Raw genomic sequence first — 24,756 nt, 5'->3', positions numbered from 1 at the left:
CCGCTACGGCAGCTGCTCCCCCGCCCGCTCGTAGATCAGCCGCATGGCCTCGTCCCGTACGTTCTTGATGAGCTGAAGGCTGTTGTGGCCGCTGTCGAGGGAGCGGGGCTCCGTGCCGACCGCGCACACCGTGCCGAGGACGAGGTCGGTGTGCGGGTCGATCAGCGGTGCGCCGAGGTAGACGCGGATGCCCAGTTCGTCGACGACGGGGTTGCCGGCGAAGCGGGGCGCCGCGTACACGTCGGGCAGCACGAGGGGCTTGCGGCGGGAGAGGACCTCGGGGCAGTAGCCGTGGTCGCGGGACATGACACGGCCGACCTCGGTGGCGCTGTGGTCCTGCGGCACCATGGTGTGCCGGGTCCCCTCGGGGGTGTGCAGGCCGACGAAGAACTGCTGGTCGGTGATCAGGTTGACCATCGCGTACGGGGTGTCGGCGGCGTCGGCGAGTTCGGTGGCGAGCCGGTCGAACCGGTCGTCGGGCTCGCCGAGGCCGAGCTGCTTCAACCGCTCGGCCCTGGCCGCGAGTTCGGGGTCGGCGGCCGGGTTGTGGAAGCCGGTGAGGGCGTCGTAGGGCATGGTCGCTCCAGCTGGTTCAGCGGATCGCGGACGGCGTACGGTGGCGCCGGCTCAGGGTCAGGGCGTATTCGACGAGGGCGATGAGGACATGGCGGCCGGTGTCGGCGCGCCGGGCGTCGAAGAGGACGACGGGCACCTCCGGGTCGAGCTCCAGGGCGGTGCGGACCTCGGTGGACGTGTAGCTGTGGTGCGCGGTGTCGAACTCGTTGACGGCCACGATGAACGGCAGTCTGCGGTCCTCGAAGTACTCGATGGCCGCGAAGCTGTCGGCGATGCGCCGGGTGTCGACCATGACGACGGCCCCGATCGCGCCGAGCGCCAGGTCGTCCCACATGAACCAGAAGCGGTCCTGGCCCGGCGTGCCGAACAGCAGGATCTGCAACTGCTGTTGCCACAGGGTGATGCGGCCGAAGTCCATGCTGACCGTCGTGGTGGTCTTGTGCTCCACGCCGTCGAGCCGGTCGAGTCCGGCGCTCGCGGAGGTGAGGATCGCCTCCGTGGTGAGCGGTTCGATCTCGCTGACGGCGCAGACCAGCGTGGTCTTGCCGACGCCGAAGCCGCCCGCCACGAGGATCTTCAGCGCGGTCAGGGGTATGTCAGAGGCTGCGTAGGCCGACAAGGACTGCCTCCAAGAGGTTGGGGTCGCCGCCGTCGGCGTCGCGGGGCGGGACGGTCGGGGCCAGGACGTGGGTGTCGATGAGGTCGGACAGGATGACCTTGGTGACCTGAACGGGCAGGCGCAGCCGGGCCGCGAGCTCGGCGACGGAGCGCGGTTCGAGCCGGCACAGGGCGAGCACCTGGGCGCCCTCCGGCTGGAGGAGCAGACCGGGGCGCTCCGTGTCGACCCGCAGGTGCGAACCGAGACCGAGCGGGTGGTCGGGGCGGGTGCGCCCGCCGGTCAGCGCGTAGGGGCGGGTGGTGGCGGTGTCCTCGGCGAGCCACGCGGTCCCCTCGGAGATCGGGTCGCGGTCCACCGGTCACTGCGCCCAGTCGGCCGAGGGTGCGGGACTGAGGCGGGTGGGCGTGCCGAGGTGTCCGCGGACGCTCCTGACGAGCATGGTGATCTCGTAGCCGACGACGCCGACCTCCGCCTCGCGGGCGGCGAGGACGCCGAGCACTCCGTTGAGTCCGGCCTTCGAGACGAACAGATAGCCTCCGGCGCACTCCACGATGACCTGTTCTACCCCGGCCATCGGCTGGTGGATGGTGCTGAGGCCGGTGCCGAGTGAGCACATTCCCGTGGCGATCGCGCTGAGCCGGTCCGCCGACGCGTCGTCGAAGCCGTGGCGGTAGCGGGTGACTCCGTCGCTGGAGGCCAGCACGGCACCCAGGACGTGGGGCACCCGGGCCGAGAAGTCGGCGAGGAGCCAGTCGAGGTCCTCTGAAGGCGCCTGCGTGGTCATGTGTCAGTTCTCCTGGTGTTCGTCGGACCGGGGCGGCTGCGGGGCGTCGGACCGGGATGTCTCCCGGCGGGCCGCCTGCACTCCGCCGCTGTAGCGGGCGAGGAGCCCGCCGTCGAGTTCGGTGTGCTGCTGCGGGAGTTCGTCCTCCGTGGCGCCGCCGTGCCGCAGTTCGGGCGCGAGGTGGCTGGCGCTTCGGCGCGTCCGCTGCGTCAGGGGCGGGCGCTGGGCGGGATCTCCGCCACCGCTCCGCGGGGCGTCCGGCGCGGGGGTGGGCCGGGACGTCTCGCCGGTCGTGTGGGACGTGGGGCCGGCACCGGGTTGCGGCATCGGACCCGGCGGGGTGGCGGGGGCCGCGTGGGAGGGGGCGCCGGGGGCCGGCGGCGGGGTCCGGCCCTGCGAGGGGCTGGAGGCCGCGTAGGACCCGGTGCCGGGGGTCGGCGGCGTCCCGCCCTGCGAGGAGGTGGGGGCCGTGTAGGACGTGTCGCCGGGGGCCGGCGGCGTCCGGTCCTGCGAGGAGGTGGGGGCCGCGTAGGACGTGGCGTCTGGGCCCGGCGGCGTCCCGCCCTGCGAGGAGGTGGGGGCTGCGTGGGACGTGGTGCCGGGGGCCGGCGGTGTCCCGCCCTGTGAGGGGGTGGTCGGCGGGGGCGGCATGCGGGTACCCGGGGAGCGGGCCGGGACCCGGCGTGGGAGGGCCGCCGCGCGGGGCGCCGCGCCGGTCTCCGACGCGTGCCCGCCCCCGGTCTCCCGGGGCGGCTCGCGCCGCCACTCGCCGGTGCGCGCGCCCGCCTGGACGACCGGGCCCACCGCGCCGACCGGCACGGCGTCCGGCAGGGGCTGCTGCTCGGGCGCGGTACGCGGCGGAGTGGGTGAAGTCGACGCGGGCGCGGGGGCGTTCGCCCCCGGGTGGGGCGCGTACGAGGGGGCGGTGGGGGGTGCCGCGGGTGCGTGTTCGGGCGCGTAGGCGGGAGTTGCCCCGGCCGCGGGCGGCCCGGCGGGGGCCTCGTCGTCGGACGGTGTGTGCAGCACCGCGTGCGGCAGGATCACGATCGCCTGCGTACCCGCGTACATGTTGGCCTCGAGGCGGACCGTGAGGCCGCGCCTGGAAGCGATCTTCGCGGCGACGAACAGGCCGGTGCGACCGTCCTTGAGCTGCTGCTCGACGTCGTACTGCTCGGGGTGGGCGAGGAGTTCGTTCATCCGGCGCCGGTCCTCGTCCGCCATGCCGAGCCCCCGGTCCTCGACCTCGATCACCATGCCGGATCCTGCCATCGCGGAGCGGATGAGGACCTGGCTGGTGGGCGGCGAGAACCGCGTGGCGTTCTCCGCGAGTTCGGCGATCAGGTGGATCGTCTCGACGGCGGCGTGCCCGCGCACCTGCACGCCGCCGGCCACCGGCATCACCCGGACCCGCGGGTACTGCTCGATCTCGGCGATGGACTGGCGCAGCACGGTCGCCAGCGGCACCGGGTGGCGGATCTCGCGCGGGACGGCGCCGCCGAGGACGGCGATGCTCTCGACGGACCGCTGGATCCGGGTGATCAAGTGGTCGATGCCGAACAGGGTGTTGAGCAGCTCGGGGTCCTCCACGATCCGCTCGGCGTCGTCGAGGCTCTTGAGCGCGCGGACGACCAGCGTCTGGAGCCGGCGGGCGATGGTGGTGAACGCGTCGAGCTGACGGCGCGTCGCGGCCTGGAGGACCGCGGTGTGCGTGGCGTACAGCCCGTGGTGCAGCTCGTGTTCGAGCACGGCGAGCGGATGGGAGTCGATCATCCGCTGGGGTGCGGCGACGGGCGGGCCCGCGGGCTCGCCCCGCTGGATCCGCTCGGCCGCCCGCTGGATCCCGTCGATCCGCTCGGTCAGCGCCGCCCGCAGGCGCGCCGACCGCTCGGCGACGCTCGCCTCCTGGGCGGCCTGCGCGGTGTGCAGGCCGCGGGCGGTGGCTCGGGCCGCGCGCCAGGCGAGGCCGATGGCCGACCCGCAGAGCACCGTCGCCCCGGCGCCCGCGCCCCAGGCCACCGCGGCGGATTCCGAGCCGACGCACGCCGCGTACGCGCCCGCGGCCGCGACGGTGACGGACGCGGTCGGGGCGACGGCGAGCAGGGTCAGGCGCTGGCGCAGCCCCTTCTCGGAGAGCAGCGCCGACGCGGGCTTGCCGCGGTGCAGGCCGCGGCCGCCCACGGCGGCACCGTCCGCGGAGTAGTCAGGCATGGGGGTTCCTCGGTAGAGAAGCGAGCGGCGCACGGTGCGTGTGGCGGGCCACCAGGCCGGCACCTCGGACATCAGCCGCATCAAGATCTTGAACTACCCTGATGCTTCAAGGGCGTTCGGGGCTACTTCAGCCCAGGGTCGTTTCAGGGTCGTTCCGTCTCCGGCCGGTGCGCCGCCTGGTCGGGCGGGCCGCCGAGCTTCCCCGCGAAGGCGAGCACCGCGTCGAGGGACTCGGTGTCGACGAGCCGGCTGCGGGGCCGCAGCAGCCCCCCGGTGCCGAATGCCGCCAGCTCGCCGCAGCGCCGCGTCAGCCACTCCCAGTCCAGGCCGAGGTGGTCGGCGAGCGAGCGCAGCCGTTCCCCGGGGATCGTGCCGCGGGTCACCGCCCGGGCGCGGGCCCGGTCGAGCAGTTCGGTGCACGCGCGGACGTCGGCGAGCGAGTCCCTGGTGTCGACGTGCCAGATCCCGTGCTCCGCCATCCAGTTGGTGACGATGACCTTGTCGTCGGGGACCAGGACGAAGGCGTCGGTGCGCGCGAAGCCCGGGTCGGCGTACACCCGCACCTCCAGCCCGTGCAGCTCCATCAGGGCCACGGCCAGCCACAGCAGGACACGCTCGTGGGGTCCGGCGTCCCGCAGGACGTTCTCCGGGATGTACAGGGCCCGCTCGTCGGGTGCGGTCCCGGCGGCGTCCCGGATGGTGCGCAGGTACTCGGGCCAGCACGCGAAGAACAGCCAGGCCGCGGCGTCCTCGGCGGAGGGCAGCGGCGTCCAGAACAGCGGCGGCGCGGTGGTGCCCGCGAGTTGGCGGCCGATGTGCCGGGCGCACACGTGCATGCCGAGCCAGGCCGCGCTCACGTTGGTGAGTTCCGGCATCGCCGCGCGGGCCATGGCCGAGCGCCGCTGGTCCAGGAACGGGCCGAGTCGCTGCTGCTCGGCGTGGAGCACGGCGTCGTCGGCCTGGAGGCTGTCGTCGAGGTTGGTCATCGCCCACAGCAGCGCGTACGTGAGCTGGTCGACCCGGTAGGCGGACGGGATGGCGAGTATGTCGCCGCCGGTGAGCAGGCTGCGCTTCGCGTACGCGGCGTCCAGGGCGTAGGCGCTTCCCTGGGACGCGGCGAGGATGAGGGCGCGCCTGGTGGGCCGGATGAAGTGCCGGACGTGCGGCTGGTCGGCGGCGCCGATGATGACGAGTCCGGCGTGCTCGTCCGCCTCGTATATCTGCACCGGCAGGTGTGCGCCGTCGAAGCGGTGGCGGCCCGTCAGGTGCCACAGTCCTTCGAGTCCTGACGGCGCGTCGGTCAGCCTGAGCGAGGAGTCGCCGAACGCGTTGTCGAGGGTCCGCGCGGTGTCCCGGACCACGTCGGCCCCGGTGCGCGGCCGCGGGCCGTCCCACTCGTCGGTCACCGGCCGCAGCAGCGCCGAGACCTCGGCGCCGAGCCAGTGCTCGAGGACCGTCGCGGTGTCCGCGCGCGGTACCTGGTCGCCGCTGAGCCACCGCTTCCACGTCGCCTGCGACGCCGTCACGGCGGCGAGCCCGGGGCGCCCCAGGTCGCGCGCGGCGGCCTCGGCCGCGCGCCCGAACTCCGCGTCGAACACGGCGTAGCCGTGGCAGCCGCGCTCCTCCAGCAGCACACGCAGCAGCGTCCTTCGGGCCATCAGCGCCTCGCCCCCGCGTGCTCGGCGCTCGTCCCGGGGACCCCTAACTCCCGTCGGCCGGCAGACATGTGACGGTGCGCATGCCAAAGGCATGTGCGGCAGTGGAGATCCATGGCTGCGATTATGTCGACGCTATGTGAGGCTTGGGCCATCAATTTGTGAAGATCGTTTGAAGACACTCTCCGAACGCGGCACATCCAGCGTCGGGTTGCGGTCGAAGAAGCCGAACGGCTTGAGGGTGAAACCCGTGCGGTCGACCGGCATGACCGGCCAGTCCTCCGGCCGTGGCGCGTGGGTGAGGCCGAAGGTGTGCCACAGCGTGAGGGGTTGGCCGTCGAGGTCGCGGTCCGCGGCGACATAGGAGGGCAGGCCCGCCCCGCCGGGGTGCTGGTTCACGAAGTCGCCCGCGGGGTAGCGCTCGGCGGCGTCGGAGCGGGTCACCCAGAGGTGCCTCGTGGCGAAGGCGGCGCGCGCGGCGACCGAGGACTCCGGGTCGGCGAGCAGGGTCGGCCTCCCCTCCGGGAACAGGGCGTAACCGACGGGCCTGCCCATGCGGTTGAGGGATTCCGGATTGGTGATGTGCCACGTCCGGTCGGCGGCCGGGTGCGCGTCGCGCTGGGCCGCGCGCTCGGTGAGCAGCGGGGTGCGGCGCAGCGTGAAGGCGTTGCCGCGCGGGTTGTCCGGGCCGACCGGGACGCGGACGGCGTCGACCTCTTCGACGCGGTTGGTGATGCCGTCGACGGCCATGTCGAGGCGCGCGCAGAACAGGTGTTGGTGGAAGGGCGCGCCGAGCCCCGGCGCGATCTCGGCCCGGAACCGGTCGTCGCCCTCGTAGGCGGCGGTGAAGACGACGCCGGTCGCCTTGGCCTCGAAGGCGATGGTGCCGTCGAGGTACAGGTACCAGTAGAAGCCGTAGTCGTAATTGCCGATGGTGGTGAAGAAGGAGAGCACCATGCGGCGCTGGCGGCGGGTCTCGGCGGAGCCGGCCCACAGGTCGGTGTGTTTCCAGAGGATCCCGTCGTCCTCCTCGTGCAGGCAGATCGCGTTGCGCAGGGTCCTCGGTGCGCCCTGTTCGTCGGCGATCACGGCGTCGAGGTAGGTGATGTCGCCGACGCAGTCGCAGCCCAGTTCAAGGGAGTTGGCGCAGCGGCCGATCAGATACTCGCCGGTGTCGAAGTAGTTCTGCCAGGAGCGGACCGGGGACGGGTCGGCGTAGGGCACGACCATTTCCGCGATGGAGGCGCGGTGGACGACGGGGCGGGTGCGTCCGGTGTCGCGGTCGGCGAAGGCGACGCGGTGCAGGACGAGGCCCTCGCGGGCGTCGAAGCCGATGTCGAGCGACCAGTTCTCCCACTCCAGGTGGTGGCCGTCGAGGGTGAAGCTCGGGCCCTCGGGCTGGGTGATCCGGATGGGGCGCTGGGTGGTGCGCGGCGGGCCCGCGACCTCGGGGTCGTCGAAGTTGCCGGAGCCGGTGGGGACCGGGACGGGGCCGAGGTCGATGACCCGGTCGACGGTGCGGTGGGTGACATCCACGTAGGCGACGAGCCCGTCGACCGGGTGCGCCCAGGCGTGGTCCGCCTCGTGGTCCTGCACGAAGGCGAGGCCGCGCAGGATGCGCCGCCCGCTCTCCTGCGGATACTCGTCGGCGTACACACCGGCGGACAGGGGCGCGACCCGCACCTTGCGCACGTCGAGGCCGCGGCTCTCCAGGGCGGCGAGCCACTGCTCGTCCTTGGCGAGCACCTCCTCGACGGCACCGAACTCCTCCTCCAGTACGGGGAGTTGGCCGTCCTTGACCGGGTCGAGCCGCCTGTCCGACACCACGCGTGCGTCCGCCAGGGACACCACCACGTCGCGGGCGGGCGCACCGGCCGTGTCCTGGAGCAGGACCCGCACCCGGCGCCACGCGTCCGTGTCCGCGCCGCCGAACAGCGCCTCCTTCGCGGGTTCTTCGAGACCGAGGTAGGCGAAGCGCGTCGTGTCGGCGAGCAGCCCTGCGGCGTGCAGGATGCTGCGGGCCGCCCGGATCTCCTCGGCGGTCACCGGTGCGAGCGGATCGTGATCGTGCAGGTCACTCATGAGACGCTCCCGAAGCTTTGCCCTACGTCCGTGTCACCGCGAACGTAGGCCGGTGGACTCGCGCCGGTGCGGCAGCGCGTGCACGCGTAGGCGCCATTGCGTGCACCCAGTGGTGTCCCGCGCCGCGCGCGAAGGGTCAGGGTCGCAGCATGCCGTCCCCGCCGGGAACGGTCCACCGAGCGACCTACGGAGTACGCACATGGACCATCGCCATGACCACCTCTACATCGGCGGGGCGTGGGTGCGCCCCGGCACAGGGCGGCGCCTCGCGCCCGTCGACCCGAGCACGGAGCTGCCGCTCGGGTCGGTCCCCGAGGCGGTGGAGGCGGATGTCGACGCGGCGGTACGCGCCGCCCGTGACACCTTCGACTCCCCTGGCGGCTGGGCGAGTTGGGAGCCGGGGCTGCGCGCCGAGGTGATGGAGCGGTTCGCCGGGGAACTGGACGCGCGGGCGCAGGACATCGCAACGCTCGTCAGCGCGCAGAACGGGATGCCGGTGAGCATCGCCCGGCAGTTGGAGGTCGGCTATCCCGGCGTGGTGCTGCGCTACTACGCGGGGCTGGCGCGTGAAGCCGCGTTCAGCGAGGTCCGCGAAGGGCTGCTCGGCGGCCGCGTCGAGGTGCGGCGGCTGCCGGTGGGTGTCGTGGCGGCGATCGTGCCGTGGAACTATCCGCAGGTCCTGTCCATGTTCAAGATCGCGCCGGCCATGGCGGCGGGCTGCACGGTGGTGCTCAAGCCGTCCCCGGAGACGGTGCTCGACTCCTTCCTCGTCGCCGAGGCCGCGCAGGCCGCGGGGGTGCCGGCCGGGGTGCTGAACATCGTGCCGGGCGGGCGTACGGCGGGCGCCCATCTGGTGGCGCATCCCGGCGTGGACAAGGTCGCGTTCACCGGCTCGACGGCCGCGGGCCGCGCCATCGGCGAGACGTGCGGGCGCCTGCTGCGGCCCGTGACACTGGAGTTGGGCGGCAAGTCGGCCGGCATCGTCCTCGACGACGCCGAACTCGACCCGGCGGTCATCGGCCAGGACCTCGTCGCGGCGACGCTCACGAACAACGGGCAGACCTGCTTCCTCAGCACCCGCGTCCTCGCCCCGCGCAGCCGCTACGGCGAGGTCGTCGACCTCGTCACCGACCTGGCCCGCTCTCTGCCCGTCGGCAACGCCCTGGACCCGAAGACGCTCGTCGGCCCGCTGGTCAGCGCCGCGCAGCGCGACCGGGTCGAGGGGTACGTCGCCAAGGGCCTGGCCGAGGGCGCGCGGCTCACCACGGGCGGCCGCCGCCCGGCCGGACTCGACCGTGGCTGGTTCGTGGAGCCGACCGTCCTCGCCGACGTCGACAACTCCTGGACCGTCGCCCGCGAGGAGATCTTCGGCCCGGTCCTGTGCGTCATCCCCTACGAGGACTCCAGGGACGCAGAGGACGCCGTCCGCATCGCCAACGACTCCGACTTCGGGCTCGGCGGCACCGTGTGGACCGCCGACCCGGAACGCGGCGCGGCCGTCGCCCGCCGCGTCCACACCGGCACGATCGGCGTGAACGGCTATCTGCCGGACCCCGTCGCCCCGTTCGGCGGCGCGAAGGCCAGCGGCCTGGGCAGCGAACTGGGCCCCGAGGGGCTCGCGGCGTATCTGCGGTTCCAGAGCGTGTACCGATAGACCCCGCCGTCTGACGAGGGACAGCGGGGTCCGGGCTGGGGCTGGGCCCCCGTGGCGGTCACCGCATGAACAGTCCCCCGTTGGCGTCCCAGCACGCGCCGGTCACCGTGTCGGCGTGCTCCGCGGAGAGCAGCACGACCATGTCGGCGATGAACTGCGGGCGGCCGAGGCGGCCCACCGGGATCATCGCCTCGGTCTGCGCGAGCTTCTCCGGGTCGACGGTGCGGCGCACCACCGGCAGGTCCTGCGGGCCCGGTGAGACGGCGTTGACGGTGACGCCGCTCGGGCCGAGGTCGCGGGCGAAGACCTTGGTGAGCGTCGCGACGCCGCCCTTGGCCGCCGCGTAGTGCGCGCCGGTCGCCGTGCCGCCGTTCTGGCCCGCGAGCGAGCCGAGGTTGACGATGCGTCCTTCGCCGCGCTCGGCGAAGTAGGAGCCGAAGACCTGGCAGCCGAAGAAGGTGCCGTGCATGTTGGTCTCCACCACGGCGGCGAAGCTCTCCGGGGTGATGTCCATGAGTGACTCGACCTTGGAGTGCCCGGCGTTGTTCACGAGGACGTGCACCGCGCCCCACCGTTCGACGAGCCGGTCGCGGGCGCGGGCGAAGGCGCCCTTGTCGCGGACGTCGAGGGCGAGTCCGACGGTGTTCTCGCCGGTCGGGTCGAGTTCGGCCGCCGCCTTGGCCGCGGCCTCCTCGTCCAGGTCGGTCAGGGCGACCCGGTACCCGTGGTCGTAAAAGCGCGCGGCGATACAGCCGCCGAGGCCGCCGGCCGCCCCGGTGACCAGGACCACGCGGCGCGGGCTCACTTCGTCACGTCCGGCAGCGGACGGCCGACGCGGGCCTCGATCTTCATGTACCGCCACAGGCCGTGCTCGCCGACCTGCACGGTGCGGAAGAGGTTGCAGGCCGCGGCGACGGTCGGCTGGTCCACGACGTCGGCGAGGACATAGCTGGTCCAGGGCCAGGAACCGGACGGGCCGACCATGTGCTGGTCGTCGTCGATGGTGCCGATGACCTGGACGCCCGGCAGCTCGTGGAGCTGGCGCAGCATGCTGGTGAAGCCGTCCCAGACCGCCTTGCCCTGGCCGGTCGGCAGGTCGAAGAAGTTCTGGTTGACGCCGATGCAGAACAGCACCCGCAGGGGAGCCTGGGGGGAAGTGGACATGCGGTCACACCTTTCGTGAACGGGGAGTTGGACGCGCGAAGAGGGTTCAGAGATAGCCGGGGAACGGGTCGACGCCCATGAGCACCGCCCCCGCCCCGTCGTACAGGCCCTCTTGCAGGAACGCGTGTTGCGGCACGACGGAGGCGTCCCGCAGGTAGCGCTGCATCGGGCTGCCGTCCGCGATGGCCCGGATGCCGGCGAGCTGGTAGGCGGTGCGGGCGACGTCGAAGGAGTCCTGGGCGAGGGCGGTGGAGGCCAGGCGCAGCAGGCTCGCCTGGTGGGGGCCGGCCGGATCGCCGCCGAGCACGGTCTCCCACACCTCTTCGGTGATCTCGTAGAAGAAGGCGCGGGCCGAGCGCAGCCGCGCCTCCGCCCGGCCCACCGCGATCCGGTAGGCGGCACGGTCGGCGGCGACCGGACCGCCGGTGTAACTGGCGCGCCCGCCCTCCGTGATGACCTGGTCGAGCGCGGCCCGGGCGACGCCGAGGCCGACGACGGCGAGGACCTGCGCGGCGTACGGCACGGCCGGGTAGCGGTAGAGCGGTTCGTCGACGGCCGGTTCGCCGCCGCGGACGAAGGTCCACTCCTCGGGGACGACGACGCCGTCGACGGCGAGGTCGTGGCTGCCGGTGCCGCGCATCCCGATGACGTCCCAGTTCTCGACGATCTCGACGTCCTCGGGGCGCAGCACCGCGGTCCGCGGCCGGCCCGCCCGGTCCTCGCCGACCTTGATGCCGACGCCGAGGAGGTCGGCGCCCTTGCAGCCGCTCGCGAACTTCCAGCGGCCCGACACCCGGTAGCCGCCGTCGACGGGTTCGGCGGGCTGGACGGGGAAGAGGCCGCCCGCGAAGGCGATGTCGGGCCCGTCCGCGTACAGCCGCTCCTGGGTCTCCAGCGGCAGCGCCGCGAGATAGATGAGGGAGGAGCCGAAACTCGCGACCCAGCCGGCCGATCCGTCGACCCGCGATATCCGCTCGATCAGGCGCAGGAATGCGGCCGGTGGCAGTGGTTCGCCGCCGAAACGCCGGGGCGCGCTGGCGCGGTACAGGCCCGCCTTCTTGAATTCGGCGATCATGTCGCGCGGTACGTGCCGTGCGGTCTCGAATTCCGCCCTGCGTTCGGCCACGAGGTCCAGCACGTGCTCGAAGGCCGCGTCGGTGGAGGTCGAGGGCGGATCCAGCGTCTGCGTCATGAGTAATTCCCCTGCCTGGGCTGCGAGTTGATCGCCCGAACTCGATGCACCCATCACGCTAGGCGGAGTCACCGTGCGCCAACAATTGGGAATGGGCGGCGGAGCGTAGGGGATTTCCCTGATCTCTCTGACATTCCTGATCGTTCACGCCCCCGTTCCCCGCAGTGGCAGCCCGAAGCGGAAGACGGTGCCGTGCGGGGAGTTCGGGAACGCCTCGATCTCGCCGCCGTGGCGGGTGATGATGCGATGACTCAGGGCGAGGCCGATGCCGTGGCCGTTGCCCTTCGAGGTGAACACCCCGTCGAAGATCCGCCCGTCGGACGGGGCGGGCAGTCCGCCGCCGGTGTCGCGCACCTCGACCTCCGCGCGGTCGCCGTCCCTGCGGGTGGAGATGGTGACCGCCCCGGGTGCGTCGGGCCAACGGGCCATCTCCTCCAGGGCGTTGAAGGCGAGGTTCATGACGACCTGCCCGATGAGCACCTTCTCGCAGCTGACGGGCAGGACCTCCGCCGTGCGTTCCCAGCGCACGGCGACCTGGTGCGCCCTGGCCCGTACGTCGACGAAGTACGCGCAGTCCGCGACGATGTCGTTCAGGTCGACGGAGCGTTTCGCGTCCTCCAGGCGCACCACGTAGGCGCGCAGGCTCGACAGGATGGTGGTGGCCCGCTCCAGTTGGCGGGTGGCGTGGTCGAGGCCCCAGCGCAGCGGCCCGGATCGCGGGGTGTCGTCGATGCGGCCGACCGCGCCGGCCACGAAGTTGTGGGCGGCCGCGATGGGCTGGCTGACCTCGTGGGCGATGGCCATCGCCATGTCACCCATCGCGTTGTAGCGGGCCAGGTGGTTGAGGTACTGGGCGTCGCGCCGGTGTTCCTCCTCGGTGTGCACCGTGTCGGTGATGTCGTGGAACAGGAGGAGCAGGCCGCGCAGGTCGTTCTCGATGTCGATGTACTGGCTGCGCGCCGCGAACCAGCGGTCGGGTCCGCCGCCGGCGCCGTCGGAGACCGACAGCCGGTAGCGGGCGTCGGTGGGCCGGCCGCCGCGTGAGGTGTCCTTCAGCACGTCGCGCAGGACGGCGCCGGAATCGGCCGCGAGGACCTCGGTGAAGTCCGTGCCGAGCAGGTCGTCGGGGTCGCGGCCGAGCAGGATGCCCGCCGATTCGCCGGCGAAGACGATCCGGCCGTCGTCGTCGAGCACGACGATGCCCTCGTCGAGGTTGCGCAGGAACGCCTGCAACCTGGCCTCGGTACGGGTCAGATCGCGGCGGGTCGCCTTCTCCTCGGCGATGTCGCGGAACTGCACCATGACGACGGGCCCGGCGGACAGCTCCACGCGCACGGCGAGCGCCTCGCTGAGGATGTCCGTGCCCGACTTCGACCGGTAGCACCACTCGATGCGGCTGCGGCCCTCGTCGGCGGCCCGCTGCAGCCAGGCGACGCCGATGTGCCGTGCGTACTGCGCCGCGTTGGAACTCATGTCGGGGGCCTTGAGCGGCTTGAGCTCGTCGAGCGTGAAGCCAAGTGCCGTGCGCGCGGCGGGATTGGCCCACAGGATGTCCTTGGTGGCGGCGTCGTGCACCAGGACGCAGCCGTCGATGGCCTCGAAGAGGCGGGCCAGGTCAGGGCAGTCGAGGTCGGCGGTGACGGGCATCGGACCTCACACCTCCTCGGGGCGCAGGCCGCAGCGCATCATGTCGCCGATGAGCGCGCCGAGGGTGTCGGCGTCCGTCTTCTCGCGGATGCGCGCCCGGTGGGCGTCGACCGTCTTCAGGCTGATGCCGAGCTGCCGCGCGATCACCTTGCTGGGGACACCCTCGACGACCTGGCGCAGGATCTCGCGTTCGCGCGGGCTGAGATCGGTGATCCGCTCGCGCAGGGAGCGCTGCTCGGCGCGGCGCACATAGCGTTCGCCTGCCACCCGCAGGGCCTTCTGAAGGATGTCGAGCAGCCGCTGCGGATCGTAGGGCTTCTCCAGGAAGTCGACGGCCCCCGCCTGAAGGGCGCGCACCGACATGGGGATGTCACCGTGCGCGGACACGAAGACGATGGGCAGCGCCGCGCCCTGCGCGTTGAGGAGTTCCTGTACGTGGAATCCGCCGATGCCCGGCATGCGTACGTCGAGGACGAGGCAGGCCGGGCGGTCGGGGTCGAAAGCTTCGAGGAAGGCGTCGGCGTCGGTGAACCACTCGGTCCTGATGTGCACGGACTCCAGCAACCAGGCCAGGGAGAGGCACAGTTCCTCGTCGTCGTCGAGCACGTAGACGAGGTCGGCCGCCGGTTCACCTGTCATGATTTCTCGCTTCCGTCGTGCGTACGTCCCCGCGCCCCGCCCGGCCGCAGCCGGCCGAGGACCACTCCCCCGGCGAACACCGCGACGACGACCAGCTCCAGGATCAGCGCGGTGGTCCCGGACGCGGAGACCAGGGTCGTGAAGTTGCGCAGCGCCAGTACTGTCGCGCCGCACAGCAGGGCGATGGCGAACAGGGGCGCGAGCATGGTGTGCCAGATCCTCCCATCGAGCCGTGTCCTGCGGAAGAACACGATCACGGACACCGAGGTGAGCAGGTACAGCAGCATGAGCGCGAGCACGCTGACACCGCCGCCCCAGGTCAGCAGCGTGAGCACCGGGTCGGCCCCGGCGGCGGCGAACGGCACGACGAGGACGGCCGCGAGCACCGTCTGCGCCAGGCTCGCCGCGTAGGGCGCCCCGTGCCGGTTGGTGCGGGCCAGCGCGCGGGGCAGCACTCCGGCCCGGCCGAGGGAGTGGAAGTACCGGTTGATCCCGTTGTGGAAGGCGACGACGCCCGCGAGCAGCGAACTGGCCAGCAGGATCTGCGTGACATCACCGGCCCACCCGCCCAGCGTGTGCGTGAGCGGTGTGAGCACGACGGACGTCGCATCGCCCTCGCGCAGCGCGCCGAGCGCCGCGCCGCGCACCCGGTCCGCGCCGTAGTAGCTCACGATCATCCAGGAGACGAACGCGAAGAACACCGAGATCACCGCGACCGACACATAGGTGGCCCGGGGCACCGTGCGCGCGGGATCCCGTGCCTCCTTCGCGTACAGGGCGGTCGACTCGAACCCGAGGAGACAGCCGATCGCGAACGTCACCGCCACACCGGGCGCCCCGGTGAAGAAGGCGGACGGGGCGAACGATCCGGCGATGTCGAGGCCGTGCGGGCCGCCGCCGCCGAGGAGTTCGTGGCCCGCGAACAACAGCAGCACCGAGGTCTCGGCGACGACGAGCACGGCGAGCAGTCGCGCCCCCAGCTCGATGTTCAGACAGCCGAGCGCGTGCACGAGGAACATCGTGGCGAGCGTCCACACCCACCACGGCGGATCGAGCGAGAGGTAGCGCTGTCCGAGTCCCTGCGCCACCACGCCGTACAGGCCGTAGAGCGCGGCCTGCGTCGCGCTGTAGCAGAGGATCGCCGCCTGCGAGGCGCCGACGCCGAGTGGCCGGCCGAGGCCGCGGGACACGTACGCGTAGAAGGCACCGGCGTCGGTCACGTGCCGGCTCATCGCGATGAACCCGACGGCGAACAGGCCGACCATGACGCCGACCACGAGATACACGGCGGGCGCCGCGCCGCCGTTGCCGAGGCCGAGCGGGATGGGCAACGTTCCGGCGACGCCGGTCAGGGGCGCCTGCGCGGACAGCACGAAGAACACCATGCCGGCCACGCCGACGGCGCCCTTGCGCAACCGGGTGCGCGGTTCCGGTCCTGCGTCCGTTGCTGCGCACGTTGCTGTGTCCGATCCTGCCGTCTGCTCGATCACGCGGTCTCCTTGCGGCCGGAGTTCGGTGGGGTCGGGACGTACTGTGCGCGCGGCGGGCGGGGTCGAGGTGCGGGCGCGTGCATCCGTTACCGCCTTTGCATGCACGCACGGGCGGACTACCTTGATCGAAAGTCCTCCGGCGGGTGGAGCGCAACATGCCTTCGTACGTGACCACCGAGTACGTGACCACCGACGGCGTCGACCGGGACGACCGCTTCGACCACTGGGCGCAGGAGATGTCGCAGGTGTTCGGCGGGCTCGACACCCGGCCGGTCGCCGCGGGCGCCTTTCACGGCACGGCCACCTGCGACGCACTGGGGCAGCTGCTGCTCGGCTCCATCAGTGCGGGGCCGCTGCGGGTGCGGCGCACCGAGCGGCTGACGGCGCGGAGCGAGGACGACCACTACAAGGTGGCCCTTCAGGTCGCCGGCACATGTGTCGTCGAACAGGACGGCGTCCACGGCGAGTTGGGCCCCGGTGACCTCACCATCTGTGACACCACGCGCCCGTACGCGTTCCGCTACGACACCGCGTTCCGCACCGTGCTGATGCTCGTCCCGCGGGCGATGCTGCCGGTGCGGCCGGAGGCGGTGCGCGGCCTCGCGGCGCGCCGGCTGGCCGGGGAGAGCGGGGTGGCGGCCGTGGTGGGGCCCTTCCTGCGCTCGCTGGGCGAGCAGGCCCGTACCTGCGCGGCGCCCGCGGCGACCGGTCTCGCGGACGGGGCGGCGTCCCTGATGACGGCGCTGGTGTCGGAGAGCCTCGACCGTGCGGCGCCCGCGGAGCCGGGGCACGCGATGATGCTGCGGATCCGCGCGCACATCGACAGCCGCCTCTCCGACCCGGACCTCACCCCGGACTCGATCGCCGAGGCGCACGGGATCTCCCGCCGCTACCTCTTCAAGCTGTTCGCCGCCGAGGGCCTGACGGTCGCTGGCTGGATCCGGACGCGGCGCCTGGAGCGGTGCGCGCGGGACCTGGCGAACCCGGCGGCGGCCCGGCAGCCGATCGGTGTGATCGCCGCGCGCTGGGGGCTGCTGGACGGCCGCCACTTCAGCCGGGTGTTCAAGACGGCGTACGGCCGGACGCCGCGCGACTTCCGCGGCCGTGCGCTCGCGGAGCGGCGCCGAGGGTGAACCGGCCGCACCCGTCACGCGGTCAGTGACGTGGGGATCGAGTGGAACTGGCGGCGGAAGTAGACCAGCGCGCCCGACCCGTCCTCCCCGACGAGCACCCGCTCCGCCTCGATGAACATCACGGTGTGCGAACCGCGTTCGGCGGTGCCGGTGACACGCCCGACGACCGAGGCGGCGGAGCCCTTGAGCACCGGCACACCGGCCAGCGTGTGGTCCCATACGTCGCCGCAGGCCGCGAAGCGTTCCTCGGCGGGCACGCCGCCCGCGAAGGCCTTGGCGACGTCGGCGTGGTCGGGGCCGAGGACGTTGACGCAGACCCGACCGTTATGCGTGAACAGGTCGTGGCTGCGGCTGGACCGGTTGATGCAGACGAGCATGGTGGGCGGGTCGTCGGTGACGGAGCAGGCGGCGCTCACCGTGATGCCGGCGCGGCCGCGCGGTCCGTCCGTGGTGACGATGTTGACGCTTGCGGAGAGGTTCGCCATCGCGTCACGGAACGATCGTTGGTTCGGGGTGAGTTGGTCCACCGCTGCGCTGCGTGTCACGGGTGTCATGGCTGTCACCGTAGGGCGCGGCGGGCGGCCCGCGATATCGAGAGTTCCTTCGCACGGCCTCAGGATTTCCCCTACGCCGGGCGGGCCGTCCCCGGCGCCGCATGACGGCATGACGGCATGACCGCATACTGCACGGGTGACGACGTCTTCGCTTCCCGCAGGGCTGACGCTCTGCCATGACCTGACCCCGGCCGCGTGGGTCCGCGACGCGCTGCCGGACTTCGCGGCCGGCATGGTCGGCTCGCTGCTGCCGGCCGGGTACGAGCGGTACGTACGCGTGCTGCATCCGGCCGGGTCCGACGAGGACGCGGACGACGACGGGCCCGGCGAGGGGACACTGCCGGGCCCGCTGGCCGCGCCGCTGGCGTCGGTCCTGGAAGGCTGCACGGGCACGCCTCAGGACTGCTGGTTCGGGGTGTGGGAGGGGTGCGGTTACCTGGGGGACGACCGGAGTCACGTCGATGTCACCGGCGCGCCCCGCCTCGAACTGCCCCACCGCGGGTACCCCGTGTTCCACGGGCCGGTCGGCTCGGTGACCGCCCTGGCCATGGCGGTCGCGGGCGAGACCGGGGAGGGCGCCGAGGTGGACCACGCCCTGGTTCCCGACTTGTGGTGGCCCGCGGACCGCGCCTGGTTCGTGCACGGGGACACCGATCTCACGGCGACGTGGATCGCCTGCTCCGCCGCGGCGGCGGAGCAGGTGCTGGCACACCCGGCGCTGGAGGCCGTACTGATGGATCCGGCCTCGCCGGTGCTCCCCTAGGGCCCTTCTGACGGTCAGTCGGCGAGCGCGCCCATCGGGTCCCAGGCCGGCAGCACGATCGGCGGCTCGTCGAGGGCGGCCGAGAGCTCCGGCGGAAGCGCGGAGCGGCGGACCGCGACCTCGAAGACGTGCTCGCCGAACCAGGAGTCGTTCATGGTCCAGAAGCCCTTGTCGGCCTTCTCGTCGCCCCAGCTGTTCTCGACCCGCCAGCGGCGCGGCCTGCCGTCCACGACGTCGACGCCGGTGAAGAGCATCGCGTGGGTCATCTGGGTCTCGTGGTGGACGAGCCGGTCCGCCTTGTCGAGCTCGAACGACGCGTCGTAGACGGCCTCGTAGTCGAAGAGTTCGGCGTCCCAGATGCCGAGGTCGGAGCGCATCTGCTGGGCGACGTCACAGCCGAACCAGACCGGCTCGCCGCCCATGACGGCCTCCATGCTGAGGCGCTTGAGCACGTCGATGTCCGCGTTGAGGTAGACCACGGGCGGCGCCTCGACGATGTTGCCGAGGTGCTCGACGGTGAAGGTGCGGCCCGCCGGGCTCGACTCGCGCGGGTCGTGGACGAGGCACACGTACTCGTCGAGGGGTATCTGCACATACGCCTCGGCGAACTCGGCCGGTGTCATCCAGCCGTCGCGGTGGAACTCCTGGTCGCTGTCCCGCCATTGCCACAGGAACGTCTGCGGCGGCGTGCCGAGGTGGATGCTGAGCACGCGGTGGACGGCGCCGAGCACCTCCGCCTTGCGGGCGCGCTGCGCCTCGACGCCCTCGGCCGCCGCGCGGCGCACGTCACGGGCGCCCTGGCGGAGCAGGCTCATCAGGGCGCGGTTCATCGGCCCGGTCGCCGAGGAGCTCTCGGTCTCCGGCATCGCCGACTTGGGCACCAGACCGTGCTTGGCGACCAGCGCCACGAACATGTTCCACTGCCCGCCGTCGCTGATCGGGTCGCCGAGCAGGTGCGCCACCGTACGGTCGTCGACGTCGCGGTCCGAGGTGTCGATGACGCTCTCGAGGAAGTGGTTCGCGCGCTCGAACTTGTCCCACCACAGCACGTAGTTCTGGGAGAACTCGAAGTCCTTCACGCCGAGCTTCTCCGCGGCGCCGACGCGCAGCAGGTTGAGCCCGGCGAACATCCAACAGCGGCCGCTGCGCTTCTGGTTGGTGACCTTCCAGTCGTCCAGGTGGTGCGAGACCGTGTGGTCGATGGCGGTGACGATCCGCCGGTCCAGGGCGATGTCGTCCACCGTCGTCTGCGTCACGGCGTTCTGCATCAGCCGGTTCGCGGGACGGGCGGCGAACTCCTTCTCGTAGGCCTCGAGTTGTGTCGGAGTGAGACTGCGGTCGCTGTCGGCCGGAGCGTCGGTGGGGCGAGAGGTGTGGGCGTGTCCGAGCGTCACGATATCCGCTTCCCATTCTCGAATCGGCCCGTGCTCACGCAGGGCCTGGGCAGGTAAAAGGGGCAACGCGCTCTCACCGTCGCACGGCCGTTCTAGCCAGTCAACGGACCGGTGTGTTCATGGTCGTTCGCCCGGCACTCAGCCTTCGGCGTCCTGCGGATACCACCGCAGTTCGACCGTGTTCCCGTCCGGATCCTTGACGTACACGGACTGCGCCTGCCCCCGCGCACCCCACCGCGGCACGGGCCCCTCCAGGACCTCGAACTCCCCCGAGTCGACGACCTCCTGCCAGTCCAGGGGTTCGACGACGAGACAGAAGTGGTCGACGTTGGACTCGGTCCGCGGCGTGGCGAACAGGTCGATGACGGTGCTGTCGTCGATCCGCACGGACGGGAACGGCACCTTCCCGGCCCGCCACTCCTCCACCCGCTCGGGCGCGAGCCCCAGGCGTCCGCCGTAGAACTCGAGCGACTTGTCGACGTCGGCCACGTTCAGCACCAAGTGATCGAGAGCTTTGACTCGCATGGGCACGGTCCCCGTTTCTGTCGGTTGCACGGTCATGCACTGCCTAGTCCAGCAGCGCCGCGACGGCAAGCGCTTTTCCCCGCCCCCATCGACGGCACCGACACCGCCCGGGCGACCTCAAATGTACGTACACCTTGAGCCAGAACCCCGGTGGCCACTTGCCCATCGGCGACTCCGCACCCTAGCGTAGATGTACGTACATTCACGGGAGGGGTTCTCTTGGTGGCCACACAGCACCACCGGACGGTGATCGTCGGCGGCGGGTCGGCCGGGGTCTCGGTCGCGGCGCGGCTCCGGCGTGCCGGGGAGCGTGATGTCGCGGTCCTCGAGCCGAGCGAGCGGCACTACTACCAGCCGCTGTGGACGCTGGTCGGTGGTGGGCGGGCGCCGCTGAAGGAGAGCGTCCGGCCGCAGAGATCCGTGATGCCGAAGGGGGTCCGGTGGATCCGGCGCGCCGCCGTCGCCGTCGATCCGGAGGCCCAGGAGGTGACCCTCGACGACGGGGGCGTTGTGCGCTACGACCATCTCGTGGTGTGCGCGGGCATCCAGTTGGATTGGGGGCGCGTGCCCGGCCTTCAGGCGGGGCTCGGCCAGAACGGGCTCTCCAGCAACTATCTGCCGCACACCGCGCCCGCGACCTGGCGTTTCATCCGCGACACCCGCTCGGGCAGCGCCGTGTTCGCCATGCCGCCCGGAGCCATCAAGTGCGGCGGCGCCCCGCAGAAGATCGCCTACCTCGCCGCCGACCACTGGCGTCGGGAGGGCGTCCTCGGCCGGATGGACATCCACCTGGTGCTCCCGACGGACACCATCTTCGGTGTGCCGGAGTTCGCGCGGGTACTGGAGGGCGTGGCCCGCCGGTACGGCATTCACGTCCACTACGGCAGCGAGGTCACCGAGGTACGCCCCGAGGCGCGCGAGGTCGTCGTCGGCGACATCGGTACGGGCGCCAGGACGACGCTCCCGTACGACATGGCCCACCTCGTGCCGCCGCAGAGCGCCCCGGACTGGATCAAGCGGAGCCCGCTCGCGGACGCCGCCGACCCGGCCGGCTACGTCGAGATCGACCGGCACACCATGCGACACGTCCGGTACCCCAACATCTGGGCCCTCGGTGACGCCGGCTCCTCGCCGAACTCCAAGACCGGCGCGGCCGTGCGCAAACAGGCGCCCGTGGTCGTCGAGAACCTGCTCGCGACGATGCACGGCCGGGAGCCCCTGGCCGTCTACAACGGCTACTCCTCGTGCCCACTGACCACGGCCCGCGACAAGATGCTGCTCGCCGAGTTCGACTACAGCGGGCGGCCCGCCCCGTCGATCCCACTGATCGACACCGTCCGCGAACGCACCGACATGTGGTACCTCAAGCGGCACGGTCTGCCGTTCCTGTACTGGAACCTCATGCTCCGCGGCCTCGCGTGACCCGCACACCTCCCCCGCACAGCAGCTTCGTGACCCAGGAGTCCGTCGTGCCCCAGGAGCCCGTCACCCACGACAGCACCGGACCGCTGATATTCGCGCAGTTCTACCTCGACTGCCTCTCGCACGCCTCGTACCTCATCGGCGACCGCACCACGGGCCGCGCGGTCGTGGTCGACCCCCAGCGTGATGTCAACGAGTACCTCGCCACCGCCGCACACCACGGCCTCACCATCGAGCGCGTCGTCGAGACCCACGTCCACGCCGACTTCCTCTCCGGCCACCTGGAGTTGGCCGAGCGCACCGGCGCCCGCATCTCCTACGGCGCCGTGGCCGACGTCGGCTTCGACACCGATCCCCTCGCCGACGGCCAACGCCTCCGCCTCGGGGAGGTCGACCTCCAGATCCTGCACACCCCCGGACACACCCCGGAGTCGGTCTGCGTCGTCGTACGCGAGCACGCGGCCGACCCCGTCCCCTACGGAGTCCTCACCGGCGACACCCTGTTCATCGGCGACGTCGGCCGCCCCGATCTGCTCAGCGCGCGTGGCCGGACCGCCGAGGAGATGGCCCGCGCCCTGTACCGCTCCACCCGCGAACGCCTGCTCACCCTCCCCGACGCCACCCGCGTCTTCCCGGCGCACGGGGCGGGGTCGGCGTGCGGCAAGAACCTCTCGACCGCGCTGAGTTGCACGATCGGCACCCAGCGCCGCACCAACTACGCCCTGGCCGACATGTCCGAGGACGCCTTCGTCGAGGTCGTGACCTCCGGCCAGTCCGCCGCGCCCGCCTACTTCTCGTTCACGTCCGCGCGCAACATCGAGGCCCGTCCGGTGCTCGACGAGGACGCCCCCGTCCGCGCCCTCACCCCCGGCGCCGTCCGGCACGCCGTCTCCGGGGGCGCGACCGTCCTCGACACCCGGGCCCCGGACCTCTTCGCCCCGGCCCACCTGCCCGGCTCGGTCAACGTCCCGCTCGGCGGCCGCTTCGCCGAACTCTGCGGCGAGGTGCTCCCGGCCGGGGTCGACCTCGTCCTGTGCGGCGACCCCGCCACCGCGCGCGAGGCCCGCAACCGGCTCGCCCGCATCGGCTACGACCGGGTCATCGGCGCGCTGCCCGCCGACACCCTCGGCGCCGGGCACGTGACATCGGTGCCGCGGGTGGAGCCCGATTCCCTCGCCGCCCGCCTCACCGAAAACCCCCGCTCCTTCACCTTGCTGGACGTACGTGCCCCCGGCGAGATCCACGACACCGGCACGATCCCCGGCGCCCGCACCATCCCCCTGCCCGAACTCACCTCCCGCATCGCTGAGTTGACGCCGCATCAGCCACTCGTCGTCGTGTGCGCGAGCGGGAACCGGTCCTCCGTGGCCGCCTCCGTGCTCCGCGCCCACGGCTTCGACGCCGACGATCTGCGGGGCGGCTTCGGCGCATGGCGCGGACCGGTCGAGCACCCGGCCGCCGGGGGCGGCGTCCCCGCGTGAGCACCCTGATCCTCGCCGTGCTCTGCGGCGCCGTGGTCGGCCTGGCGCTCGGCGGGCTCGGCGGTGGCGGTGGCGTGCTCGCGGTCCCGGCCCTCGTCTACCTCCTGGGAGTCGCCCCCGCCGACGCGGGCACCACGAGCCTCCTCATCGTCACGGTCACCTCGGCCACCGCCCTCGCCCGCCACGTGGGCACCGGCACCGTCCGCTGGCGTACCGGCGCCCTGTTCGCGGCGGTCGGCGCGGTACCCACCGTCGGGGCGTCGATGCTCGCACACCGCCTCCCCCAGAACCTGCTGACCGCCGCGTTCGCCATCCTGGCCGGGGTGGCCGCCACGGTGATGCTGCGCGGCACGCGTGCGTGTGGTGACACGGCGCCTACGAACACCGGCCTGCCGGCGCTGGCCACCGCGGAGCCCGGCCTCGTACACGTACGGCAGCGAGAAGAGACGGTCACCGTCGCCAAGGTCGGCGGGTGCGGCCCCTTGCGGACCGCCGGGGCCGGGGCCGGGCTCGGCGCGGTGACCGGGCTGCTCGGGGTGGGCGGCGGGTTCCTCGCCGTGCCCACCTTGGTATCCGTGCTGCGGCTGCCGATGCGGATGGCCGTCGGCACCAGCCTCGTCGTCACCCTCCTCAACTCGCTGGTGTCCCTCACCACGCGTCTGACGACGGAGGGAAGCTCCGTCGATCCGGCCGTGCTCGGCCCCTTCGTCGGCGCCGCGATCCTCGGGGCGTGGGACGCGAGGCGCCTGGCCGCCAGGCTGTCGGGACCGGCCTTGCAGCGCGCGTTCGCGGTCCTGCTGCTCGCGACGGCCGCGTTCATGCTGGTGGACGCCTTCGTGTGAGCCGGCCCAGAGGTTTGCGCCGCCTCCGTAAATCGACGAGCATGCATCCCGTGCCCACCAGCAGCTCGCAGTCCGGCCCTCGCCCGCTCACCCGGTCCAAGGGCAAGCCGCTGTGGTCGCAGCTCCGCGCCGACCTGCTGCGACGCCTCGAGGACGGTGAGTTCCGGGACGTCTTCCCCGGCGAGCACGACCTCGTCGCCGAGTACCGGGTCAGCCGGCACACCGTCCGCGAGGCGTTGCGCACCCTGCGCGCGGAGGGCCTGGTCACGGCGCAGCGCGGCCGGGTGTCCCGGTTCGCGGCGAGCCGGCCGCTGGAGCAGAAGGTCGGCGAGGCGTACAGCCTCTTCCGCTCCGTCGAGGAGGTGGGCGCCGTCCAGCGCAGCGTCGTCCGCCGCCTCGACCAGCGTGCCGACGGTGTCATCGCCGCCCGCCTCGGCCTCGAGGAGTCCACGCCCCTCGTCCACCTGGAGCGTCTGCGCCTCGCCGACGGGGAGCCGCTCGCCGTCGACCGCGTCTGGCTCCCCGCGGACGTCGCCCGCCCGCTCCTGTCCGTCGACTTCACGCACACCTCGCTCTACGACGAGCTGGAACGCCACTGCCGTACGCACATCAGCGGTGGCTGGGAGCGGATCCGGGCCGTCGTGCCCACCCGTGCGGAGCGCAAGTTGCTCGACTGCCCGGAGTCCACCGCGCTGTTCGCGATCGACCGGCTCGGCCACGACGCGGCCCACCGCCAGGTCGAGTGGCGCCAGACCCTGGTCCGCGCGGACCGCTTCGCCGTGGCGGCCGCGTTCTCCGCGGACGACGGTTACCGCCTGGGCGCGCCCGTGCCGACGCCCTGACGGCGGGATCCGGCGGTGTCACAGCCGCCGCACGCGCAGCACACCCGTCCGCATCGGCAGCGTGAACTCACCGCGGCCGATCTCCGGTGT

Annotated in this window: 23 protein-coding genes; 7 read left to right on the top strand and 16 right to left on the bottom strand. The window is 72.4% G+C overall.

Going from position 1 to position 24,756, the window contains the following annotated elements; genetic code table 11:
* Positions 1 to 3 precede the first annotated feature (3 nt).
* The 7 genes from ACP4E5_RS39530 to ACP4E5_RS39500 form a co-directional block, all read right to left on the bottom strand.
* A complete protein-coding gene (locus ACP4E5_RS39530; RefSeq protein ID WP_425837931.1) occupies positions 4 to 576 on the bottom strand; it encodes a GAF domain-containing protein in 573 nt (190 codons plus the stop codon).
* A 16-nt stretch (positions 577 to 592) separates the two neighbouring features.
* Entirely contained in the window at positions 593 to 1,195 is a 603-nt protein-coding gene (locus ACP4E5_RS39525) for a GTP-binding protein (protein WP_425837928.1), read from the bottom strand.
* Positions 1,173 to 1,550 carry a DUF742 domain-containing protein gene (locus ACP4E5_RS39520; RefSeq protein ID WP_425837925.1) on the bottom strand — a complete coding sequence of 126 codons (378 nt, stop codon included), beginning with the start codon at positions 1,548 to 1,550 and terminating at the stop codon, positions 1,173 to 1,175. The genes ACP4E5_RS39525 and ACP4E5_RS39520 overlap by 23 nt, the downstream gene beginning before the upstream one ends.
* 3 nt (positions 1,551 to 1,553) lie before the next feature.
* Entirely contained in the window at positions 1,554 to 1,979 is a 426-nt protein-coding gene (locus ACP4E5_RS39515) for a roadblock/LC7 domain-containing protein (RefSeq protein ID WP_425837922.1), read from the bottom strand.
* Between the two features lie 3 nt (positions 1,980 to 1,982).
* On the bottom strand, positions 1,983 to 4,187 hold the full coding sequence (locus ACP4E5_RS39510) for a sensor histidine kinase (RefSeq protein WP_425837919.1): 2,205 nt from the start codon (positions 4,185 to 4,187) through the stop codon (positions 1,983 to 1,985).
* A gap of 143 nt (positions 4,188 to 4,330) precedes the next feature.
* Positions 4,331 to 5,845: a hypothetical protein gene (locus ACP4E5_RS39505; protein ID WP_425837917.1), complete on the bottom strand. Its 1,515-nt coding sequence runs from the start codon at positions 5,843 to 5,845 to the stop codon at positions 4,331 to 4,333.
* Between the two features lie 132 nt (positions 5,846 to 5,977).
* Positions 5,978 to 7,924 carry a primary-amine oxidase gene (locus tag ACP4E5_RS39500; RefSeq protein WP_425837914.1) on the bottom strand — a complete coding sequence of 649 codons (1,947 nt, stop codon included), beginning with the start codon at positions 7,922 to 7,924 and terminating at the stop codon, positions 5,978 to 5,980.
* A 199-nt stretch (positions 7,925 to 8,123) separates the two neighbouring features.
* Between ACP4E5_RS39500 and ACP4E5_RS39495 the strand changes: the two genes are divergently transcribed.
* Complete coding sequence (locus ACP4E5_RS39495) at positions 8,124 to 9,578, top strand: aldehyde dehydrogenase (protein ID WP_425837911.1); 1,455 nt, start codon at positions 8,124 to 8,126, stop codon at positions 9,576 to 9,578.
* 58 nt (positions 9,579 to 9,636) lie between these two features.
* Here the strand turns inward: ACP4E5_RS39495 and ACP4E5_RS39490 are convergent, their stop codons facing one another.
* The 6 genes from ACP4E5_RS39490 to ACP4E5_RS39465 form a co-directional block, all read right to left on the bottom strand.
* A complete protein-coding gene (locus tag ACP4E5_RS39490) occupies positions 9,637 to 10,383 on the bottom strand; it encodes an SDR family NAD(P)-dependent oxidoreductase (protein ID WP_425837908.1) in 747 nt (248 codons plus the stop codon).
* The gene (locus ACP4E5_RS39485) at positions 10,380 to 10,742 is read right to left on the bottom strand and encodes a hypothetical protein (RefSeq protein ID WP_385754769.1); all 363 of its coding nucleotides are present in this window, start codon (positions 10,740 to 10,742) and stop codon (positions 10,380 to 10,382) included. The genes ACP4E5_RS39490 and ACP4E5_RS39485 overlap by 4 nt, the downstream gene beginning before the upstream one ends.
* Positions 10,743 to 10,788: 46 nt before the next feature.
* On the bottom strand, positions 10,789 to 11,934 hold the full coding sequence (locus ACP4E5_RS39480) for an acyl-CoA dehydrogenase family protein (protein WP_425837904.1): 1,146 nt from the start codon (positions 11,932 to 11,934) through the stop codon (positions 10,789 to 10,791).
* A gap of 144 nt (positions 11,935 to 12,078) precedes the next feature.
* A complete protein-coding gene (locus ACP4E5_RS39475; protein WP_425837901.1) occupies positions 12,079 to 13,581 on the bottom strand; it encodes a PAS domain-containing sensor histidine kinase in 1,503 nt (500 codons plus the stop codon).
* Positions 13,582 to 13,587: 6 nt separating this feature from the next.
* Positions 13,588 to 14,220 (bottom strand): response regulator transcription factor, encoded by a 633-nt coding sequence (locus ACP4E5_RS39470; protein ID WP_425837898.1) that lies wholly within the window; start codon positions 14,218 to 14,220, stop codon positions 13,588 to 13,590.
* Positions 14,217 to 15,710: an APC family permease gene (locus ACP4E5_RS39465; RefSeq protein WP_425837895.1), complete on the bottom strand. Its 1,494-nt coding sequence runs from the start codon at positions 15,708 to 15,710 to the stop codon at positions 14,217 to 14,219. The genes ACP4E5_RS39470 and ACP4E5_RS39465 overlap by 4 nt, the downstream gene beginning before the upstream one ends.
* Before the next feature lie 155 nt (positions 15,711 to 15,865).
* Here ACP4E5_RS39465 and ACP4E5_RS39460 point away from each other — a divergent pair, with 155 nt between their 5' ends.
* Positions 15,866 to 16,843 (top strand): AraC-like ligand-binding domain-containing protein, encoded by a 978-nt coding sequence (locus tag ACP4E5_RS39460; protein WP_425837892.1) that lies wholly within the window; start codon positions 15,866 to 15,868, stop codon positions 16,841 to 16,843.
* 14 nt (positions 16,844 to 16,857) lie between these two features.
* Here the strand turns inward: ACP4E5_RS39460 and ACP4E5_RS39455 are convergent, their stop codons facing one another.
* A complete protein-coding gene (locus tag ACP4E5_RS39455; protein ID WP_425837889.1) occupies positions 16,858 to 17,397 on the bottom strand; it encodes a flavin reductase in 540 nt (179 codons plus the stop codon).
* A gap of 136 nt (positions 17,398 to 17,533) precedes the next feature.
* On the opposite strand from ACP4E5_RS39455, the gene ACP4E5_RS39450 reads away from it, so the two are divergent.
* Positions 17,534 to 18,160, top strand: a complete 627-nt coding sequence (locus ACP4E5_RS39450; RefSeq protein WP_425837886.1) for a hypothetical protein — start codon at positions 17,534 to 17,536, stop codon at positions 18,158 to 18,160.
* 14 nt (positions 18,161 to 18,174) lie between these two features.
* Here ACP4E5_RS39450 and ACP4E5_RS39445 read toward each other — a convergent pair whose 3' ends face one another.
* Together ACP4E5_RS39445 and ACP4E5_RS39440 are read right to left on the bottom strand one after the other, a co-directional pair.
* Positions 18,175 to 19,554, bottom strand: coding sequence for a C1 family peptidase (locus tag ACP4E5_RS39445; RefSeq protein ID WP_425837884.1), 1,380 nt, complete (start codon positions 19,552 to 19,554; stop codon positions 18,175 to 18,177).
* A gap of 138 nt (positions 19,555 to 19,692) precedes the next feature.
* Positions 19,693 to 20,079 carry a VOC family protein gene (locus tag ACP4E5_RS39440; RefSeq protein ID WP_425837881.1) on the bottom strand — a complete coding sequence of 129 codons (387 nt, stop codon included), beginning with the start codon at positions 20,077 to 20,079 and terminating at the stop codon, positions 19,693 to 19,695.
* Between the two features lie 222 nt (positions 20,080 to 20,301).
* On the opposite strand from ACP4E5_RS39440, the gene ACP4E5_RS39435 reads away from it, so the two are divergent.
* From ACP4E5_RS39435 to ACP4E5_RS39420, 4 genes are read left to right on the top strand one after another with little or no spacing between them, the layout of a single operon-like run.
* Entirely contained in the window at positions 20,302 to 21,501 is a 1,200-nt protein-coding gene (locus tag ACP4E5_RS39435; RefSeq protein ID WP_425837879.1) for an NAD(P)/FAD-dependent oxidoreductase, read from the top strand.
* Positions 21,502 to 21,548: 47 nt separating this feature from the next.
* Positions 21,549 to 22,982 (top strand): MBL fold metallo-hydrolase, encoded by a 1,434-nt coding sequence (locus ACP4E5_RS39430; protein ID WP_425837876.1) that lies wholly within the window; start codon positions 21,549 to 21,551, stop codon positions 22,980 to 22,982.
* Positions 22,979 to 23,824 (top strand): sulfite exporter TauE/SafE family protein, encoded by an 846-nt coding sequence (locus ACP4E5_RS39425; RefSeq protein WP_425837874.1) that lies wholly within the window; start codon positions 22,979 to 22,981, stop codon positions 23,822 to 23,824. The genes ACP4E5_RS39430 and ACP4E5_RS39425 overlap by 4 nt, the downstream gene beginning before the upstream one ends.
* Positions 23,825 to 23,865: 41 nt before the next feature.
* Positions 23,866 to 24,666 (top strand): GntR family transcriptional regulator, encoded by an 801-nt coding sequence (locus ACP4E5_RS39420; RefSeq protein ID WP_425837871.1) that lies wholly within the window; start codon positions 23,866 to 23,868, stop codon positions 24,664 to 24,666.
* Positions 24,667 to 24,756: the final 90 nt, after the last annotated feature.

It is taken from the genome of Streptomyces fractus, assembly GCF_049844455.1.
In the GTDB taxonomy this organism is placed as follows: Bacteria; Actinomycetota; Actinomycetes; order Streptomycetales; family Streptomycetaceae; genus Streptomyces; species Streptomyces fractus.
This window is presented reverse-complemented; position numbering and strand designations above follow the sequence as displayed.

Coding starts and splice junctions, on each gene's coding strand:
- ACP4E5_RS39530 (WP_425837931.1), bottom strand. CDS start 576: ATGCCCTACGACGCCCTCACCGGCTTCCACAACCCGGCCGCCGACCCC.
- ACP4E5_RS39515 (WP_425837922.1), bottom strand. CDS start 1,979: ATGACCACGCAGGCGCCTTCAGAGGACCTCGACTGGCTCCTCGCCGAC.
- ACP4E5_RS39510 (WP_425837919.1), bottom strand. CDS start 4,187: ATGCCTGACTACTCCGCGGACGGTGCCGCCGTGGGCGGCCGCGGCCTG.
- ACP4E5_RS39505 (WP_425837917.1), bottom strand. CDS start 5,845: ATGGCCCGAAGGACGCTGCTGCGTGTGCTGCTGGAGGAGCGCGGCTGC.
- ACP4E5_RS39500 (WP_425837914.1), bottom strand. CDS start 7,924: ATGAGTGACCTGCACGATCACGATCCGCTCGCACCGGTGACCGCCGAG.
- ACP4E5_RS39495 (WP_425837911.1), top strand. CDS start 8,124: ATGGACCATCGCCATGACCACCTCTACATCGGCGGGGCGTGGGTGCGC.
- ACP4E5_RS39485 (WP_385754769.1), bottom strand. CDS start 10,742: ATGTCCACTTCCCCCCAGGCTCCCCTGCGGGTGCTGTTCTGCATCGGC.
- ACP4E5_RS39480 (WP_425837904.1), bottom strand. CDS start 11,934: ATGACGCAGACGCTGGATCCGCCCTCGACCTCCACCGACGCGGCCTTC.
- ACP4E5_RS39475 (WP_425837901.1), bottom strand. CDS start 13,581: ATGCCCGTCACCGCCGACCTCGACTGCCCTGACCTGGCCCGCCTCTTC.
- ACP4E5_RS39470 (WP_425837898.1), bottom strand. CDS start 14,220: ATGACAGGTGAACCGGCGGCCGACCTCGTCTACGTGCTCGACGACGAC.
- ACP4E5_RS39460 (WP_425837892.1), top strand. CDS start 15,866: ATGCCTTCGTACGTGACCACCGAGTACGTGACCACCGACGGCGTCGAC.
- ACP4E5_RS39455 (WP_425837889.1), bottom strand. CDS start 17,397: ATGACACCCGTGACACGCAGCGCAGCGGTGGACCAACTCACCCCGAAC.
- ACP4E5_RS39440 (WP_425837881.1), bottom strand. CDS start 20,079: ATGCGAGTCAAAGCTCTCGATCACTTGGTGCTGAACGTGGCCGACGTC.
- ACP4E5_RS39420 (WP_425837871.1), top strand. CDS start 23,866: ATGCATCCCGTGCCCACCAGCAGCTCGCAGTCCGGCCCTCGCCCGCTC.